The sequence below is a fragment of the Naumannella huperziae genome, assembly GCF_054073625.1.
In genome coordinates this window covers 2,077,077-2,091,202 of record NZ_JBSXPH010000001.1, presented here as the reverse complement: position 1 = coordinate 2,091,202, position 14,126 = coordinate 2,077,077, and the positions used below count along the sequence as shown (strand labels likewise).

Genomic DNA, 14,126 nt, shown 5'->3' with positions numbered 1-14,126 from the left:
TGACGGCCACCGCCCGCGCGGTGGCCGTCAGCCGCCCAGCCGGACCTCGAAGCCCGGCGGGATCACCAGGTCCTCTGGGGCCAGCTCGTCGACCGAACCCCGGCCCAGGCCGAGCAGGGTCGAGTCCAGGCCCGAACGCAGGATGTCCAACACGTTCTCCACGCCGGCCTGCCCGTTCGCCGCCAGCCCCCACAGGTAGGCCCGGCCGATCAGCACGGCGCGGGCGCCCAGGGCGAGCGCCTTGGCGACGTCGGAGCCGCGGCGTACCCCGCCGTCGAGCAGCACCTCCACCTGATCGCCGACCGCCTCGGCGACCGCGGCCAGCGCCCGGATCGTCGCCGGGCTGCCGTCGAGGTTGTTGCCGCCGTGGTTGGACACCGAGATCGCGGTCGCGCCGGCGTCCACCGCCCGCCGCGCGTCGTCGGTACGCAGCACGCCCTTGATCACGAACGGCCCGTCGCCCCACTGCTCGCGCAACCAGGCCACGTCCTCCCAGCTCGGCGGCGGGGTCCCGTACCACTCGCCGTAGGCGCCGAAGAACGTCGGCGCGGGCGTACCCGGCTCGGCGACCATGTTCGGCACGGACAGGTCGGGCAGCTCGCCGGCCCGCAACCAGCTCGCGAGCCACGCCGGGTGGGTCAGCGCCTCCGGCGCGAAGCGCAGCGCCTCGCGCAGGGTGATCCGCTCGGGGATGTGCGGGCTGTTCCAGTCCCGCGCGTGCGAGAACGACCAGTCCAGGGTGGCGATGGCGCCGACCGCGCCGGCGCGCCTGGCCCGGGCCAGCCGCTCGGCGATCTGCTCGCGCGAGCCGGACCAGTACACCTGGAAGAACGTCGGCGCGCCGGCGGCCACGACCTCCTCCACCGGCTGCGAGGCGAAGGAGCTGAGTCCCATCGCGATCCCCCGCGCGGCCGCGGCCCGGGCCACGGCCAGCTCGCCGTCCGGGTGCACGGCCTGCACGCCGGTCGGCGAGATGATCACCGGCATCGACAGGTCCTGGCCGAGCACCCGGGTGGCCAGCTCGCGCTGCGCCGGCTGGCCGGCGGTGTGCGGGGACAGCCCGATGGCATCGAAGGCGGACAGGTTGGCGCGCAGCGTGCTGCCGCGCTCCGAGCCGGCGATCAGCGCCTTGTAGACCGATCGCGGCAGCCTCCGGCGGGCGAGCCGCTGGGCCTGGGCCACCGTCTCGAACCATTGCGTCATCTGTGACTTCCTTCCTTGCTGGTGGGACGCCGGTCGGCCGGCGGTGTCGACGCGCCGCCGAGGCGGACGCGAGGCAACAGGGCGCGCGGGTCGCGCGCGCGCAGGGCGCCGGCCCAGACGCCGGCGCCGTAGGCGATCTCCTCGGCCAGGCCGAGCGCCCGGGGCGGGCGGGTCGCGGTCAGGGCGGCGCCGAGCAGCAGCGCCGCGGCGGGTCGGGTGCGGCGCGCGAGCAACCCGGCGAGCAGCGCGGCCGGTGCGAGCTGCACCCCGGCGCGCCCGAGCGCGCGCAGCGTCAGCCAGCTCCCGCGCAGCGCCTCGGGCGCTGCGCCGCGGGCCGGCAGGCCCGCCGCGGCGAACCGCCGGGCCAGCCGCAGCGTCACCGCCGCCTGGCCGAGCGCGGCCATTCCCGGGCGCCGGGCGAGCAGCGCGGCGGCGGCCAGGGCATGGCCCGGGTGCAGGTCCAGCGGCGTGTACGCCGCCGGGTGCCGGGCGGCGAGCGGCGCCGCCGAGGTGCCGTAGCGGTAGCGCCGGACCAGGATCGCGCGCGCGCCGACCGGCTCGGCGTGGGTCACCTCGGCGCCCGGCTCGTAGCGGACCCGCCAGCCGGCCTCGACGAGGCGCCAGACGAGGTCGACGTCCTCCCCCACCCGCAGCCGCTCGTCGAAGCCGCCGGCCCCGAGCACCGCGCCTCGGCGCACCAGCAGCGCCGCCGACGGCACCCAGGGCACGCGCGATCCGGGGCGCACCGGCGCCGGCCGGTCGCCCAGGTCGAGCGCGCTCACCGCGCCGGCCCGGTCCCCACGCACCCGCGGTGCCACGGCGGCCAGGGTCGGGTCGGCGAAGTGCGGAGCGAGCGCGTCGATCCAGGCGGCGCCCCGGCAGTCGCTGTCGAGCAGCGCGACCAGCTCGGTGTCGATCCGGGCCAGCCCGGCGTTGCGCGCGGCCGCCGGACCGCGATTGCGCGGCAGCCGCAGCAGTTCGGCGCCGCCGCGGCGTACCACCGCGCCGACGCCGGGATCGTCGGAGCCGTCGTCCACCACGAGCACCCGCCGCCCGGGCGGCAGCGCGGCCAGGCACGCCGCGAGCGGCTCGGGCCGATTCCAGGCGGGAATCAGCACGGTCACGTCCGGGACGACCGCGGCGGCCGGCGGCACCGGGTGCGCGAGGCCCGCATCGGTCAGGCGGCGGGCCAGGCCCGCGGTGCGTGCGTCGGTCGGCGCGCCGGCGGCAAGGGCGCGCCAGGCCCTGGCGCCGGCGGCGCTCAGCGTGAGCCCGCGCGCCGGCGTACCGCCCCGCAGCGTGCGCCCACCGATCGCGCGGGTGTCGCGGTCCACGCGCAGCCGCCAGCCGCTCGGCAGCGGGCTCGCGGGTTCGGGAGACCGGGGCGGGCCGGTCACAGTGCCAGGCCGCCGTCGACCGGGACGACCGCCCCGGTCACCGCCGAGGAATCCTCGCCGGCCAGGAAGGCGAGCGCGGCCGCGATCTCCTCGGGCCGCAGCAGCCGGCGCTGCGGCTGCTGGTCGGCGAACGCCTCGGCCGCCGCCAGCCGGTAGATCCGCGCGCTCTCGGCCAGCATCGCCGTATCGGTCGAGCCGGGGCTGACAGCATTGGCCGTGACACCGCTGTCGCCCAGCTCGGCGGCCAGCGCCCGGATCAGCCCGGCGACCCCGGCCTTGGCGGCGCAGTACGCGGCGAGCAGCGGCAGTCCGCGGGTCGCCGCCGCCGAGGCGACCGCCAGGAACCGGCCCGAGCGCGGCTGCGGCGCGGCCAGCAGGGCCGGCAGCGCTGCGCGGGCCAGGTTCAGCACGCCGCCGAGATTGATCTCGATCAGCGCGCGCTCGGTGGCCGGGGCGAGTTCGGGTTGCGGTACGCCGCCCGCGATCGCGCCCGCCGCCCCGATCGCCGCGTGTAGGACGCCCCAGCGCTCCTGCACCTCCGCAACGGCGGCGGCCAGCGCGTCGGGGTCACGCACGTCGGCGACCCGGTGGGCGATCCGCGGCTCGCCGGCACCGGCCCGCTCGGCCATCCGCCCGGCCTCGGCCGCGACCGCGGCCAGCTCGTCCTTGGTGCCGAGCGGGTACGGCAGGTTCGGGTCGTCGGCCGCGGCGTCGACCGCGAGCACCGCCCAGCCGTCGGCGGCGAGCCGGCGGACCGTCGCGGCGCCGATGCCCCGCGCCGCGCCGGTGACGACCGCGACGCGCATCAGGCCAGCGGTGAGGTGTCGCAGGCGCGATCGGGCCGGCGGCCGAGCGTCAGGAAGACCCGCTTGCCGCGGTGGGAGTGATCACCCGAGGGTCGCGGGGCGGCGTCGGGGTCGACCGCCGCCAGCCCGGGCGCGCCGTGGCCGCGCACGCACTCGGGGTCCGGGCCGTCGAGCGGCAGGCCGGTGAAGAACTTGGCCGCCATGCAACCACCGCGGCACGCGTCGTAGGCCGAGCACGAGGAGCAGGCCCCACCGGACTGCGGCGCGCGCAGCTCGGCGAACAGCTCCGAGTCCCGCCAGACCGAGCCGAAGCCGCCGTCGGTGAGCAGGTTGCCGGCCCGGAAACGATCATGGATCGCGAACGGGCAGGCGTACACATCGCCGACCGGGTCGATCAGGCACACCACCCGGCCCGCACCACACAGGTTCAGGCCGGGCAGTGTCTCGCCATAACCGGACAGGTGGAAGAACGAGTCGCCCGTCAGCACGCTGTCCCCCCGGACCAGCAGCCAGTCGTAGAGCGCCCGTTGCTGCTCCTGGGAGGGATGCAGCTCGTGCCAGGTGTCGGCACCCCGGCCGGCGGGTCGCAACCGGGTCAGGCGCAACGTTGCGCCGTAGCGGTCGGCCAGCTCGGCGAACTCGTCGAGCTGGGAGATGTTGTGCCGGGTCATCACGACGCTGATCTTGGCGTTGCGCATCCCGGCGGAGGCGAGGTTGTCGAGCGCGCGCACCGCCAGGTCGAACGACCCCGGCCCGCGCACGGCGTCGTTGACCTCGGCCGTGGCGCCGTCGAGCGAGACCTGCACGTCGACGTAGTCGTTGGCCGCGATCTCGCGGGCCCGGCGCTCGTCCAGCCGCACCCCGTTGGTGGAGAACTTCACCCCGACCCGGTGATCGGTCGCGTAGTCCACCAGCTCGAAGAAGTCGGGTCGCACGGTCGGCTCACCGCCGCCGATGTTCACGTAGAACACCTGCATGCGTTCGAGCTCGTCGATCACCGCCTTGCACTGCTCGGTGCTCAGCTCGCCCGGATCGCGACGACCCGAGCTGGACAGGCAGTGCACGCAGGCGAGGTTGCAGGCGTAGGTGAGCTCCCAGGTGAGGCAGATCGGCGCGTCCAGCCCGTGGCTGAACGTCTCGACCAGAGGTTGTGCCTGCGCGGTCACGACTGTGCTCCGTTCGGTTCTCGCGGGGATTCCGCCTCGTCGGCGGGGATGATCATCTGGGTTGCGGCGAGCCCGGCCAGCGCCTTGCGGTAGGCCGCCGACCCCCCGACCCCGGCGGCCTGACACGCCTCCTCGGCGCTGGCCCGCTCGCCCAGGTCGCGGACCAGCTCGACGAGCGTCGGCGTCTTCAGGAAGGTCAGCCGGCGCGTACCGAAGTGGTAGAGCATCGCGCCGAACGGCTCCGGGCGGAGCGCGACCTGCGGGTGCAGCCGCCACGGGCGCGCCGCGTCGAAGACCGGCTCGGCCGTCGCCGTCGTCGGGGTGGTCATGATCGCGACCGATCAGTAGACGCCGCACATACCGTCGATGGAGACCTCCTCGATCAGCAGTTCCTCGGCGTCGTCGGCGGACTCGGTGTTCGCCGGGCCGGTGAGCGGCTCGGTGCGCTCGTCCTCGAGCACCGGTGCCTGCTGCTCGTCGATGATCGTCATGATCGTCTCCTCTCGTCGGTGAGTCGCTCCGCCGATTTTGGCACTCCGTGTCGCTATCCGCAAGGGTGCCGACGGCGCGGCCGACCGCTAGGGTCGACGGCCATGGCGCGCTCCCCCGCGGATTCTTCCCGCCCGGCCGTCGCGGCCGGTCCCGGGCGGCCGCGGTCGACGACGCGACGGGAGCTGGCGCTGGTCGCGATGAGACTGTTCGAGCGGCAGGGCTATGCGACGGTCACCGTCGACGAGGTCGCCGCCGCGGCCGGCGTGTCTCGGCGTACCTTCTTCCGGTACTTCCCGAACAAGGCGTCCGTGGTGTGGCTGGACTTCGATTCCGAGGTCGCCCAGATCCGGCGGCTGCTGGCCGCCACCCCAGCCGGCACCGCCATGTTCCCGGCGATCCGCGAGGCGGTCCTCGGGGCGAACCGCTACCGCCCCGAGGACCTGCCCGAGCTGCGCCTGCGGATGCGGCTGATCGGCACCGCGCCCGAGCTGCAGGCGCTCGCGGTGCGCCACTACGGGGCCTGGGAGGCCGCGATCACCGAGTTCGCGGCGGACCGGCTCGGCGCCGACCCGGACGGCCTGGCCGCGCGGGCCCTGGGTGCCGCCACACTGGCGGTCTGTCGCGCGGCCTACGAGATCTGGGCCGAGCACGCCGACGCGCCGCTCAGCCGCTACCTGGCGCGGGCGCTGCGCGAACTGGAATCCGGATGGGCCGCCGACGGCAGCGACGATGGATGAGCTGCGGCTGGAGCGGGTGCTGGCCGCCGTCGAGCTGATCCCGCCGGGCCGGGTCGCGAGTTATGGCGACATCGGGGCGGTCACGGGCAACTCCGCGCGCCTGGTCGGGCGGATCCTGCGCGAGTACGGCTCGACCGTCCCCTGGTGGCGGGTGACCAATGCCGCCGGTGATCATCCGGTACGCCCCTCCGAGCGCTGGATGGAGCACTGGGCCGCCGAGGGCATCCGCCTCAAGCCGAACCGACAGGGCTGTCGGATCGGCGACCACCGGGCGGACCTGGCCGCCCTGGCCGAGGCGTACGCCGCCCACATGCGCGCCCTCGGCGAGGAACCGTGACCGGCGCGGTCAGGACTCCCCGACCCGCGCCACCCGGCCCGCGGCATCGGGGCCCTCGTTGATCAAGATCTCGAAGCCGGCGGCGTCCAGGATCGGGCGCTTCAGCGCGACCGCCTTGTCGTACTTGGAACCCGGCGCGTCCCCGACCACCACGAAGTCGGTCTTCTTCGACACCGAGGAGGCGGCCTTCGCGCCCCGAGCCGTGACGGCGTCGGCCGCACCGTCGCGGGTGTAGCCGGGCAGCGATCCGGTGATCACGATGGACAACCCGGCCAGGTTCTGTTCGAGGTCGCTGACCGCGCCGGGTTCGTCGGCCATGATCACGCCGGCGGCGCGCCACTTGTCGACGATCGCCCGGTGCCAGTCGACGGCGAACCAGTCGATGATCGACTTCGCGATCGTCGGCCCGATCCCCTCCACGGCGGCCAGCTCCTCCTCGCTGGCAGCAGACAGCGCATCGATGTCGCGGAAGGCGGCAGCGACATCGGGCGCGACCCCCTTGCCGATGTGCCGGATGGACAGCGCGATCAGATACCGGGCGAACGGCCGATGCCGGGCATCGGCGAGATTGGCCAGCAGCTTGCGGCCGTTGGCCGACAGGGTGCCGGCCTTGGTGGTGAACAGCGGTACGCCCGTCAGCCGCTCCTCGGTCAGCGAGAACAGGTCGCCCTCGTCGGTGAGCAGCCCGGCACCGAGCAGGGCGTCGGCGGCCTGCCAGCCGAGCACCTCGATGTCGAGGGCATTGCGGCCGGCGAGCGCGAACAGCCGCTCGCGCAACTGGGACGGGCAGGAGCGGTGATTCGGGCAGCGCAGGTCGGCGGCGCCCTCCTTCTCGAAGGCCAGCTCGGTGCCGCACGACGGACAGTGCGTCGGCATCTCGAACTCGCGCTCGGAGCCGTCGCGCAGGTCGGTGACCGGCCCGAGGATCTCCGGGATCACGTCGCCGGCCTTGCGCAGCACGACGGTGTCGCCGATCAGCACACCCTTGCGGCGCACCTCGCCCGCGTTGTGCAGCGTGGCATTCGCCACGGTCGAGCCGGCCACCAGCACCGGCTCCATCACCCCGTAGGGAGTGACCCGGCCGGTCCGCCCGACGTTGACCCGGATGTCGAGCAGCTTCGTGGTCACCTCCTCCGGCGGATACTTCCAGGCGATCGCCCAGCGCGGCGCGCGCGAGGTGTAGCCGAGCTGGTCCTGCAGCCGCCGCTCGTCGACCTTGATCACCACGCCGTCCATCTCGTGGGCGAAGTCGTGGCGGTGCTCCCCCGCCCAGGCGATGTAGTCGTGCACGCCCGCCAGGTCGCCCACCACCTTGCGGTGCGGCGAGACCGGCAGCCCGTAGCCGGCCAGCAGGTCGTAGGCCCCCGACAGCCGCGCCGGCTCGACGCCTTCGATCGCACCGATGCCGTGTGCGATGAAGCCGAGATCGCGACCGGCGGTGACCTTGGGGTCCTTCTGCCGCAACGAGCCGGCGGCCGAGTTGCGCGGGTTGGCGAACGGCTCCTTGCCGGCGGCGACCAGCGACTCGTTCAGCGCCCGGAAGGCCTCCAGCGACAAGAACGCCTCGCCCCGCACCTCCAGCAGGGCGGGCACGTCGTCGCCGGCCAGCCGGGTCGGCACCGCGGCGATGGTGCGCACGTTCGCAGTGACGTCCTCGCCGGTCCGCCCGTCGCCGCGGGTGGCCGCCCGGGTCAGCCGGCCGTTCTCATAGACCAGGTCGAGCGCCAGCCCGTCGATCTTCAGCTCGCACAGGTACCCCGACTCCGTGATCGCCTGCTCGCCGACCGCACGGACGACGCGCTCGGCCCAGCGGTCCACCTCGGCGGGCTCGAAGGCATTGTCCAGACTCGTCATCGGTTGCAGATGGGTCACCGGGGCGAACGTCGCGCTCGGCGGTGCGCCGACGGTCTGGGTCGGTGAGTCCGGGGTACGCAGGGAGGGCCAGCGCTCCTCCAGCTCGGCCAGCTCGCGGATGCCGGCGTCGTACTGCCCGTCGGAGATCGTCGGCGCGTCCAGCACGTGGTAGCGCCAGCGGTGCTCGTTCAGCTCCTCGGCCAGCTCCTTGTGCCGTTGGCTGGCCTGCGCCGGCGGCTGCTGCACGGTCGGGGTCTCGCTCACCCGCGACAATCTAGCGGCGGACGGCGACAATCAGCCGCGCGCGGCGACCGGGAGCGCCGCCACGATCTCGTTCACCCGCTCCTTGGCGTCGCCGAAGAGCATCTCGGTGTTGTCGCGGAAGAACAGCGGGTTCTGCACCCCGGCGTACCCCGCCGCCATCGAGCGCTTGAACACCACCACCCGGCCGGCCTTCCAGACCTGCAGCACGGGCATCCCGGCGATCGGGCTGCCCGGCACCTCCAGCGCGGCCGGGTTGACGGTGTCGTTGGCGCCGATCACCAACACCATGTCGGTCTCGGCGAAGTCGTCGTTGATCTCGTCCAGTTCCTCGACGATGTCGTAGGGCACCCGCGCCTCGGCCAGCAGCACGTTCATGTGACCGGGCAGCCGGCCGGCGACCGGGTGGATCGCGAAGCGCACGGCGACCCCCCGTTCGCGGAGCCGGGCGGTCAGCTCCGCGACGGGGTGCTGGGCCTGGGCGACGGCCATCCCGTACCCCGGCGCGATGATCACCGACCGCGCCCCGGCGAGCTGCTCGGCGACCTGTTCGGCGCTCACCTCGTGGATCTCACCGTCCGCCTCGTCGGCGCCGGTCGCGGCCGGCGCGTCGCCGAATCCGCCCGCGATGACGCTGACGAAGGATCGGTTCATGCCCTTGCACATGATGTAGGACAAGATCGCGCCGGAGGTGCCGACCAGCGCCCCGCCGATGATCAGCAGTGGATTGCCGAGCATGAATCCGGAGAACGCGGCGGCCCAGCCGCTGTAGGAGTTCAGCATCGAGACGACGACGGGCATGTCGCCACCGCCGATGGCCGCCACCAGATGCCAGCCCAGGGCCAATGCGAGCACGGTCATGATCAGCAGCGGGGCCGGGTGGTTGGTCGGCACGAACCAGATGCCGAGCGCGATGCTCGCGAGCACGATCGCCAGATTGATCAGGTGTCGCCCGGGCAGGGTCAGTGGGCGGGCGGCGAAGCGGCCGCTGAGCTTGCCCCACGCCACGATCGAGCCGGTCAGGGTGATCGCCCCGACGAAGACGCCCAGCCAGATCTCGATCCGCAGGACGGGTGTCTCGGGCGCGAGTGTCGAACCGTGGGTCAGGTAGGTGATGAAGCCGACGAAGACCGCGACCAGGCCGACGAAGCTGTGCAGCAGCGCGATCAACTGGGGCATGCCGGTCATCGCGACGGTACGCGCGCGCCACAGCCCGACCGCCGCCCCGGCCAGCATCGGCACCGCGATCAACAGCACCGTGACCAGCGGTGGCCGGTCGGAGTTGGCCAGCGCCAGGGGCACGGTCGCGGCCACGGCGATGATCATTCCGACCATGCCGAAGCCGAGCCCCCGGCGCGCCGTCTCGTGCCGCGACAGGCCCGCCAGCGCACCGACGAAGAGCAACGCCGCGACCAGGTAGCCGACCTGCACGACCGATCCGACACCGCCGATGATCATCACTCGCTCCTTCGGAACATCGCGAGCATCCGCCGGGTGACGAAGAAGCCGCCGAAGACATTGATGGAGGCCAGAAAGATGCCCACCATGGACAGCCCCGCCACGAGCGGGTCGCTGTCGCCCACCTCGAGCATCGCCCCGACCAGGATCATCCCGGAGACGGCGTTGGTGATCGACATCAACGGCGTGTGCAGGGCGTGGGTGACCCGGGAGATCACGTAGTAACCGAGCAGCACGGCGAGCGCGAAGATCACCAGATTGTCGCCCAGCACCCACTCGAGCTGGATCGCGGCGACGATGCCGAGGATCGCCACCAGACCGAGCGTGATCGCCCGGGACGGCCCGCGCGGTCTCGGGGCCGCGGGTTCGGCCGTGACCGGCGCAGGCGCGGGCGCGGCACTGACCGCGATCGGGGGCGGCGGCCAGGTCACCGCGCCCTTGTCGGCGACCAGCATCCCGCGCTGCACGTCGTCGGTCTCGTCGACGACCAGCCGCCCGTCGCGGTCCGGCGTGAGCAGCTTGATCAGATTCACCAGGTTGGTCGCGTACAACGTGGATGCCTGCCGGGGCAGGCGGGCGGGCAGGTCGGTCCAGCCGAGGATGGTCACGCCGTTGTCGGTGATCACCTGCTCCCCGGCCACCGTGCCGGCGACATTGCCACCGTTGGCCGCCGCCAGGTCGACGACCACGGAGCCCGGCCGCATCCGCGCGACGGTCTCCGCATCGATCAGCCGCGGCGCCGGGCGGCCCGGAATCAGCGCGGTGGTGATCACGATGTCGGCGGCGGCCGCCTCGCGGGCATACATCTCGGCGGCCGCGGCCTCGGCGGCACCGGTCAGCTCACCGGCGTACCCGTCGCTGCGGTCGCTGCCGGTCGCGACGTCCAGCGACACATTGGTCGCGCCCATCGACGCGACCTGCTCGGCGACCTCGGGCCGCACGTCGAATGCGCGGACCTCCGCGCCGAGGCTCTGCGCCGTCCCGATAGCGGCCAGACCGGCCACGCCGGCGCCGACCACGAAGACCCGCGCGGGCGGCACCTTGCCCGCGGCGGTGACCTGGCCGCCGAGCATGCCCCCGTAGGCACTCGCCGCCTCCACGACCGCGCGATAGCCGGCGAGATTGGCCATCGAGGACAAGACGTCGAGCGACTGGGCGCGCGAGATCCGCGGCACCGCGTCCAGCGCGAGGGCGGTGAGATCGCGGGCGGCAAGCTCCTCCAGGAGGGCTGGTGATCGTCCGGGCGCGAGTTGCGCCGCGAGCCGCGTCCCGGGCGCCAGCCGGCCCAGCTCCGCAGCGTCCGGCGGGTCGACCTTGAGCACCAGGTCGGTGCGCCACGCCTCGCCGTCGTCGACAACGCGCGCGCCGGCCTCCGCATAGTCGGCATCGGTGAACCCGGCCCGCTCGCCGGCCCCGGCGGCGATCAGCACGTCGTGGCCGAGCCTGCGCAGGGCGGTCACGCTGGCCGGCGTCGCCGCCACCAGAGGGGTACGCGATTCCGCCGGCACACCGATGAGCACGGGTGCAGGGTAGCGGGCTGGCCAGGTCCTCACCGGTCACGTCCCGCCGCACTGGCCTCCCGAGTCTCTTCACGGCTGCATCGTCTGACGACATGCCTTCCCAGCAACCGGTTGATGGAGAACAATCGAGAGATCCCCGCAGGTCGCGGGAGCACGGACAACGAGAGGTGAGGCAGATGACCAACAACCCGGACGAGACCGGCTCGACGACCGCCTCGGAGGCCGGCGAGATCCTCGCGGATCCGAACGCCAGCGCCGAGGACCGCTCGATCGCCGGCAGCGATCTTTCCCAGCGCAGCACCGGAGACCAGACCTCCGAGCGCGTCGCCTCGGAGGCCGGCGAGGTGCTGAGCGACCCGAATGCCACCGAGGAGGAGCGCTCCGTCGCCGCCAGCGACCTCGCGCAGAGCCGCCGGCACGAACACGACAACGGCTGAGCAGCGGCCGCCCGTCCGGACCCAGGGGTGACCCCCACTCGCCCCTGAGCCGGCCGGGATCGGTGGCGCGGGCGAGTAGCGTTGTCGACATGCGATTCGTCAAGGGTCTGGTCAAGGGCGCCATCGTCGCCAAGGTGTTGCAGGTCGCCCAGCGTGAGCTGAGCAAGCCGGAGAACCAGCGCAAGGCCCGCGAGGCCTGGCAGAAGTTCCGCTCGCGGCGCTGACCCGCGTCAGCGCGTGAGCTGTTCGGCCACCGGTTCCGTCGCGTCGCGCAGGGTGCGCAGCACCCGGTGCGCGTCGGCGGCCGACCATCCGGCCAGCCCACACGCCGGCGTGAGCACCAGGTTCTGCACCGCGGCCTCCCCCAGCTCCAGCGGGCGCAGCACGGACAGCGTGCGCCCGATCACCTCGTCGACCCCCGGCACCCGGCCGGGGGTCGTCGTCGGCACCACCCCGAGCCGCAGCTCGCGGCCGGACTCCAGCCAGCGCGCAATCTCGTCCCGATCGCGTGTTCCCAGCCGTTCGCCGTCCAGGCTGACCGAGTCCAGTTCGGCGCTCAACTCCCACGGAAAGTCCGCGGCGCAGCTGTGCAGTCCGAGCGGTACGCCGGCCAGGGCTCGCGCCAACTCCGCGTACTCCTGGGCCGCCTGCGGCGCGGGCAGCGGACGGTGCCGGTCGTAGCCACTCGCGGTCGGCACCGAGCCGGCCAGCACGGCGCCGGCCTGCGGCTCGTCCAGTTGCAGCGACCACTCGATGTCAGGGAGTCGGCCGCGCAACTCATCGACCAGCCCGCGCAGCCCCTCGGTCAACGCCTGTCCCAGGTCGCGCCGCGCGCCGGGATCGGCGAGCACCTTGTCCCCGCGCGGCAACTCCACGTTCGCCGCCAGGGTCAGCGGCCCGGCTGCGGAGACCGTGACCGGCCCGACGAATCCCTGGGCCGCCTCCTCGAAGCGGTCCAGGTCGTCGCGCAGCAGCGCCCGCGCGCGCCGGGCGTCGGCGCTGTCGCCGACGCCGAGCGCGCCGCCGGTCAGCCGCCAGCCAGCCGGCTGCAGGTCGAAGGCGAGCCCCGGTGCCAGCGCGGTGGCCCGTCCGACGAGTTGCGCCGGGGCCCCGCGGGCGGGCAGTTCTGGTAGGTGCGACGGGTCGGGGGTCTCGGCCAGGGCGAAGCGGGCGGCGGCGTCGAAGTCGGTGCCCGGCAGCGACCCGACCTGGGCGTGGCGGACCCCGGCCATCAGGCGGCGGCCGAGATCGTGGCCGAGCCGACCACCCGGTCGCCGTCGTAGATCACCACGGCCTGCCCGGGCGCGATGCCGGTGGCGGCCTCGGCCAGCCGGACCCGGACCGCGCCGTCGGCGGCGCTCACCCGGGCGCGCAACGGCGCGCCGTGTGCGCGCACCTGGACGGTGGCGGCCCAGTCCTCGCCGGGTCGCGCCGGGCCGGTCCAGACCGGCCGGATGCCGTCGATGGTGCGTACCTGCAGGGCCTCGCGCGGTCCGACGGTCACGGCGTTGTCCACCGGGGAGATGTCGAGCACATAGCGGGGTCGGCCGTCGGCGGCAGGTACGCCGAGCCGCAGCCCGCGGCGCTGACCGATGGTGAAGCCGTGGCTGCCGTCGTGCCGACCGACCACGGCCCCGTCGGCGTCGCGGATCTCTCCCGGCCGGGCGCCGAGCCGCGCCTCGAGGAAGCCGCGGGTGTCGCCGTCGGGGATGAAGCAGATGTCGTGGGAGTCGGGCTTGTCGGCCACCAGCAGGCCGCGCCGGGCGGCCTCCGCGCGTACCTGCGTCTTCAACGAGTCGCCCAGCGGGAACAGCGAGTGGGTCAGTTGGTCCCGGGTCAGCACGCCCAACACATACGACTGGTCCTTGTCGGTGTCGCGGGCGCGAAACATCGCCGGCTCCCCGTCCACCTCGGCCAGCCGGGCATAGTGGCCCGTGCAGACGGCGTCGAAGCCGAGCGCCAGCGCGCGGTCCAGCACCGCGGAGAACTTGATCTTCTCGTTGCAGCGCAGGCACGGGTTGGGGGTGCGGCCGGCCGCGTACTCCGCGACGAAGTCGTCCACCACGTCCTCGGCGAACCGGTCCGACAGATCCCAGACGTAGAACGGAATGCCGAGCACATCGGCGGCCCGGCGGGCATCCCCGGAATCCTCCTTGGAACAGCATCCCCGCGCGCCGCTGCGGAAGGACTGCGGGTTCTTGGACAGCGCGAGGTGCACGCCCGTGACGTCGTGGCCCGCGTCGACCGCCCGCGCCGCCGCCACGGCCGAGTCGACGCCGCCGGACATCGCCGCCAGCACCCTCATCCCGCTCTCCTCCCGGCCCGGTCCCGGGGCCGCTCGTTGTTCGGGTCCACCTGCCCGTCCGGCCGCACAGTCTAGTCCCGGGGCCCGCCCCTCCCGAATCGCGGCGCCCGGTGCAGCGCGGCTGCCCCGGACCGGTCCTCGCCGCGTCTACGC

At 73.9% G+C, this 14,126-nt stretch carries 15 protein-coding genes; 4 read left to right on the top strand and 11 right to left on the bottom strand.

All coding sequences use genetic code 11. The features are described from left to right. Positions 1–27: 27 nt before the first annotated feature. The 6 genes from mftD to mftA are packed head-to-tail and all read right to left on the bottom strand — an operon-like array spanning position 28 to position 5,063. Positions 28–1,203, bottom strand: a complete 1,176-nt coding sequence (mftD, locus tag ACXDC7_RS09975; protein WP_179443694.1) for a pre-mycofactocin synthase MftD — start codon at positions 1,201–1,203, stop codon at positions 28–30. Continuing rightward, entirely contained in the window at positions 1,200–2,600 is a 1,401-nt protein-coding gene (mftF, locus tag ACXDC7_RS09970) for a mycofactocin biosynthesis glycosyltransferase MftF (protein ID WP_459222026.1), read from the bottom strand. The genes mftD and mftF overlap by 4 nt, the downstream gene beginning before the upstream one ends. Next, positions 2,597–3,406, bottom strand: a complete 810-nt coding sequence (locus tag ACXDC7_RS09965; protein ID WP_459222025.1) for a mycofactocin-coupled SDR family oxidoreductase — start codon at positions 3,404–3,406, stop codon at positions 2,597–2,599. Before ACXDC7_RS09965 ends, mftF begins: the two co-directional genes overlap by 4 nt. Then, on the bottom strand, positions 3,406–4,572 hold the full coding sequence (gene mftC, locus ACXDC7_RS09960; protein ID WP_459222024.1) for a mycofactocin radical SAM maturase: 1,167 nt from the start codon (positions 4,570–4,572) through the stop codon (positions 3,406–3,408). Before mftC ends, ACXDC7_RS09965 begins: the two co-directional genes overlap by 1 nt. Continuing rightward, positions 4,569–4,901 (bottom strand): mycofactocin biosynthesis chaperone MftB, encoded by a 333-nt coding sequence (gene mftB / locus ACXDC7_RS09955; protein WP_179443697.1) that lies wholly within the window; start codon positions 4,899–4,901, stop codon positions 4,569–4,571. The genes mftC and mftB overlap by 4 nt, the downstream gene beginning before the upstream one ends. Positions 4,902–4,913: 12 nt before the next feature. Further along, positions 4,914–5,063 (bottom strand): mycofactocin precursor MftA, encoded by a 150-nt coding sequence (gene mftA / locus ACXDC7_RS09950; RefSeq protein WP_179443698.1) that lies wholly within the window; start codon positions 5,061–5,063, stop codon positions 4,914–4,916. 102 nt (positions 5,064–5,165) lie between these two features. Here mftA and mftR point away from each other — a divergent pair, with 102 nt between their 5' ends. Next, positions 5,166–5,801: a mycofactocin system transcriptional regulator gene (gene mftR, locus ACXDC7_RS09945; protein ID WP_179443699.1), complete on the top strand. Its 636-nt coding sequence runs from the start codon at positions 5,166–5,168 to the stop codon at positions 5,799–5,801. Then, positions 5,794–6,138 carry an MGMT family protein gene (locus ACXDC7_RS09940; protein WP_459222023.1) on the top strand — a complete coding sequence of 115 codons (345 nt, stop codon included), beginning with the start codon at positions 5,794–5,796 and terminating at the stop codon, positions 6,136–6,138. The genes mftR and ACXDC7_RS09940 overlap by 8 nt, the downstream gene beginning before the upstream one ends. 9 nt (positions 6,139–6,147) lie before the next feature. On the opposite strand, the gene ligA is transcribed toward ACXDC7_RS09940, so the two are convergent. From ligA to ACXDC7_RS09925, 3 genes are read right to left on the bottom strand one after another with little or no spacing between them, the layout of a single operon-like run. Further along, positions 6,148–8,256 (bottom strand): NAD-dependent DNA ligase LigA, encoded by a 2,109-nt coding sequence (ligA, locus tag ACXDC7_RS09935; RefSeq protein WP_459222022.1) that lies wholly within the window; start codon positions 8,254–8,256, stop codon positions 6,148–6,150. 30 nt (positions 8,257–8,286) lie between these two features. After that, complete coding sequence (pntB, locus tag ACXDC7_RS09930; protein WP_459222021.1) at positions 8,287–9,711, bottom strand: Re/Si-specific NAD(P)(+) transhydrogenase subunit beta; 1,425 nt, start codon at positions 9,709–9,711, stop codon at positions 8,287–8,289. Further along, positions 9,711–11,231, bottom strand: a complete 1,521-nt coding sequence (locus ACXDC7_RS09925; protein WP_459222020.1) for a Re/Si-specific NAD(P)(+) transhydrogenase subunit alpha — start codon at positions 11,229–11,231, stop codon at positions 9,711–9,713. The genes pntB and ACXDC7_RS09925 overlap by 1 nt, the downstream gene beginning before the upstream one ends. Before the next feature lie 176 nt (positions 11,232–11,407). Here ACXDC7_RS09925 and ACXDC7_RS09920 point away from each other — a divergent pair, with 176 nt between their 5' ends. Both ACXDC7_RS09920 and ACXDC7_RS09915 read left to right on the top strand, forming a co-directional pair. After that, positions 11,408–11,668 (top strand): hypothetical protein, encoded by a 261-nt coding sequence (locus tag ACXDC7_RS09920; RefSeq protein WP_179443704.1) that lies wholly within the window; start codon positions 11,408–11,410, stop codon positions 11,666–11,668. 89 nt (positions 11,669–11,757) lie between these two features. After that, positions 11,758–11,892 carry a hypothetical protein gene (locus tag ACXDC7_RS09915; RefSeq protein WP_281370011.1) on the top strand — a complete coding sequence of 45 codons (135 nt, stop codon included), beginning with the start codon at positions 11,758–11,760 and terminating at the stop codon, positions 11,890–11,892. A 6-nt stretch (positions 11,893–11,898) separates the two neighbouring features. Here ACXDC7_RS09915 and ACXDC7_RS09910 read toward each other — a convergent pair whose 3' ends face one another. Together ACXDC7_RS09910 and mnmA are read right to left on the bottom strand one after the other, a co-directional pair. Continuing rightward, complete coding sequence (locus ACXDC7_RS09910; RefSeq protein WP_459222019.1) at positions 11,899–12,900, bottom strand: methionine synthase; 1,002 nt, start codon at positions 12,898–12,900, stop codon at positions 11,899–11,901. After that, complete coding sequence (gene mnmA / locus ACXDC7_RS09905; RefSeq protein WP_459222018.1) at positions 12,900–13,973, bottom strand: tRNA 2-thiouridine(34) synthase MnmA; 1,074 nt, start codon at positions 13,971–13,973, stop codon at positions 12,900–12,902. Before mnmA ends, ACXDC7_RS09910 begins: the two co-directional genes overlap by 1 nt. Positions 13,974–14,126: the final 153 nt, after the last annotated feature.

What these genes read in the sequence shown, in the direction of transcription:
- mnmA (WP_459222018.1), bottom strand. Translation starts at nt 13,973, where the DNA reads ATGAGGGTGCTGGCGGCGATGTCCGGCGGCGTCGACTCGGCCGTGGCG.
- mftB (WP_179443697.1), bottom strand. Translation starts at nt 4,901, where the DNA reads ATGACCACCCCGACGACGGCGACGGCCGAGCCGGTCTTCGACGCGGCG.
- ACXDC7_RS09940 (WP_459222023.1), top strand. Translation starts at nt 5,794, where the DNA reads ATGGATGAGCTGCGGCTGGAGCGGGTGCTGGCCGCCGTCGAGCTGATC.
- ACXDC7_RS09965 (WP_459222025.1), bottom strand. Translation starts at nt 3,406, where the DNA reads ATGCGCGTCGCGGTCGTCACCGGCGCGGCGCGGGGCATCGGCGCCGCG.
- mftR (WP_179443699.1), top strand. Translation starts at nt 5,166, where the DNA reads ATGGCGCGCTCCCCCGCGGATTCTTCCCGCCCGGCCGTCGCGGCCGGT.
- ACXDC7_RS09915 (WP_281370011.1), top strand. Translation starts at nt 11,758, where the DNA reads ATGCGATTCGTCAAGGGTCTGGTCAAGGGCGCCATCGTCGCCAAGGTG.
- pntB (WP_459222021.1), bottom strand. Translation starts at nt 9,711, where the DNA reads ATGATCATCGGCGGTGTCGGATCGGTCGTGCAGGTCGGCTACCTGGTC.
- mftD (WP_179443694.1), bottom strand. Translation starts at nt 1,203, where the DNA reads ATGACGCAATGGTTCGAGACGGTGGCCCAGGCCCAGCGGCTCGCCCGC.
- ACXDC7_RS09920 (WP_179443704.1), top strand. Translation starts at nt 11,408, where the DNA reads ATGACCAACAACCCGGACGAGACCGGCTCGACGACCGCCTCGGAGGCC.
- mftA (WP_179443698.1), bottom strand. Translation starts at nt 5,063, where the DNA reads ATGACGATCATCGACGAGCAGCAGGCACCGGTGCTCGAGGACGAGCGC.
- ACXDC7_RS09910 (WP_459222019.1), bottom strand. Translation starts at nt 12,900, where the DNA reads ATGGCCGGGGTCCGCCACGCCCAGGTCGGGTCGCTGCCGGGCACCGAC.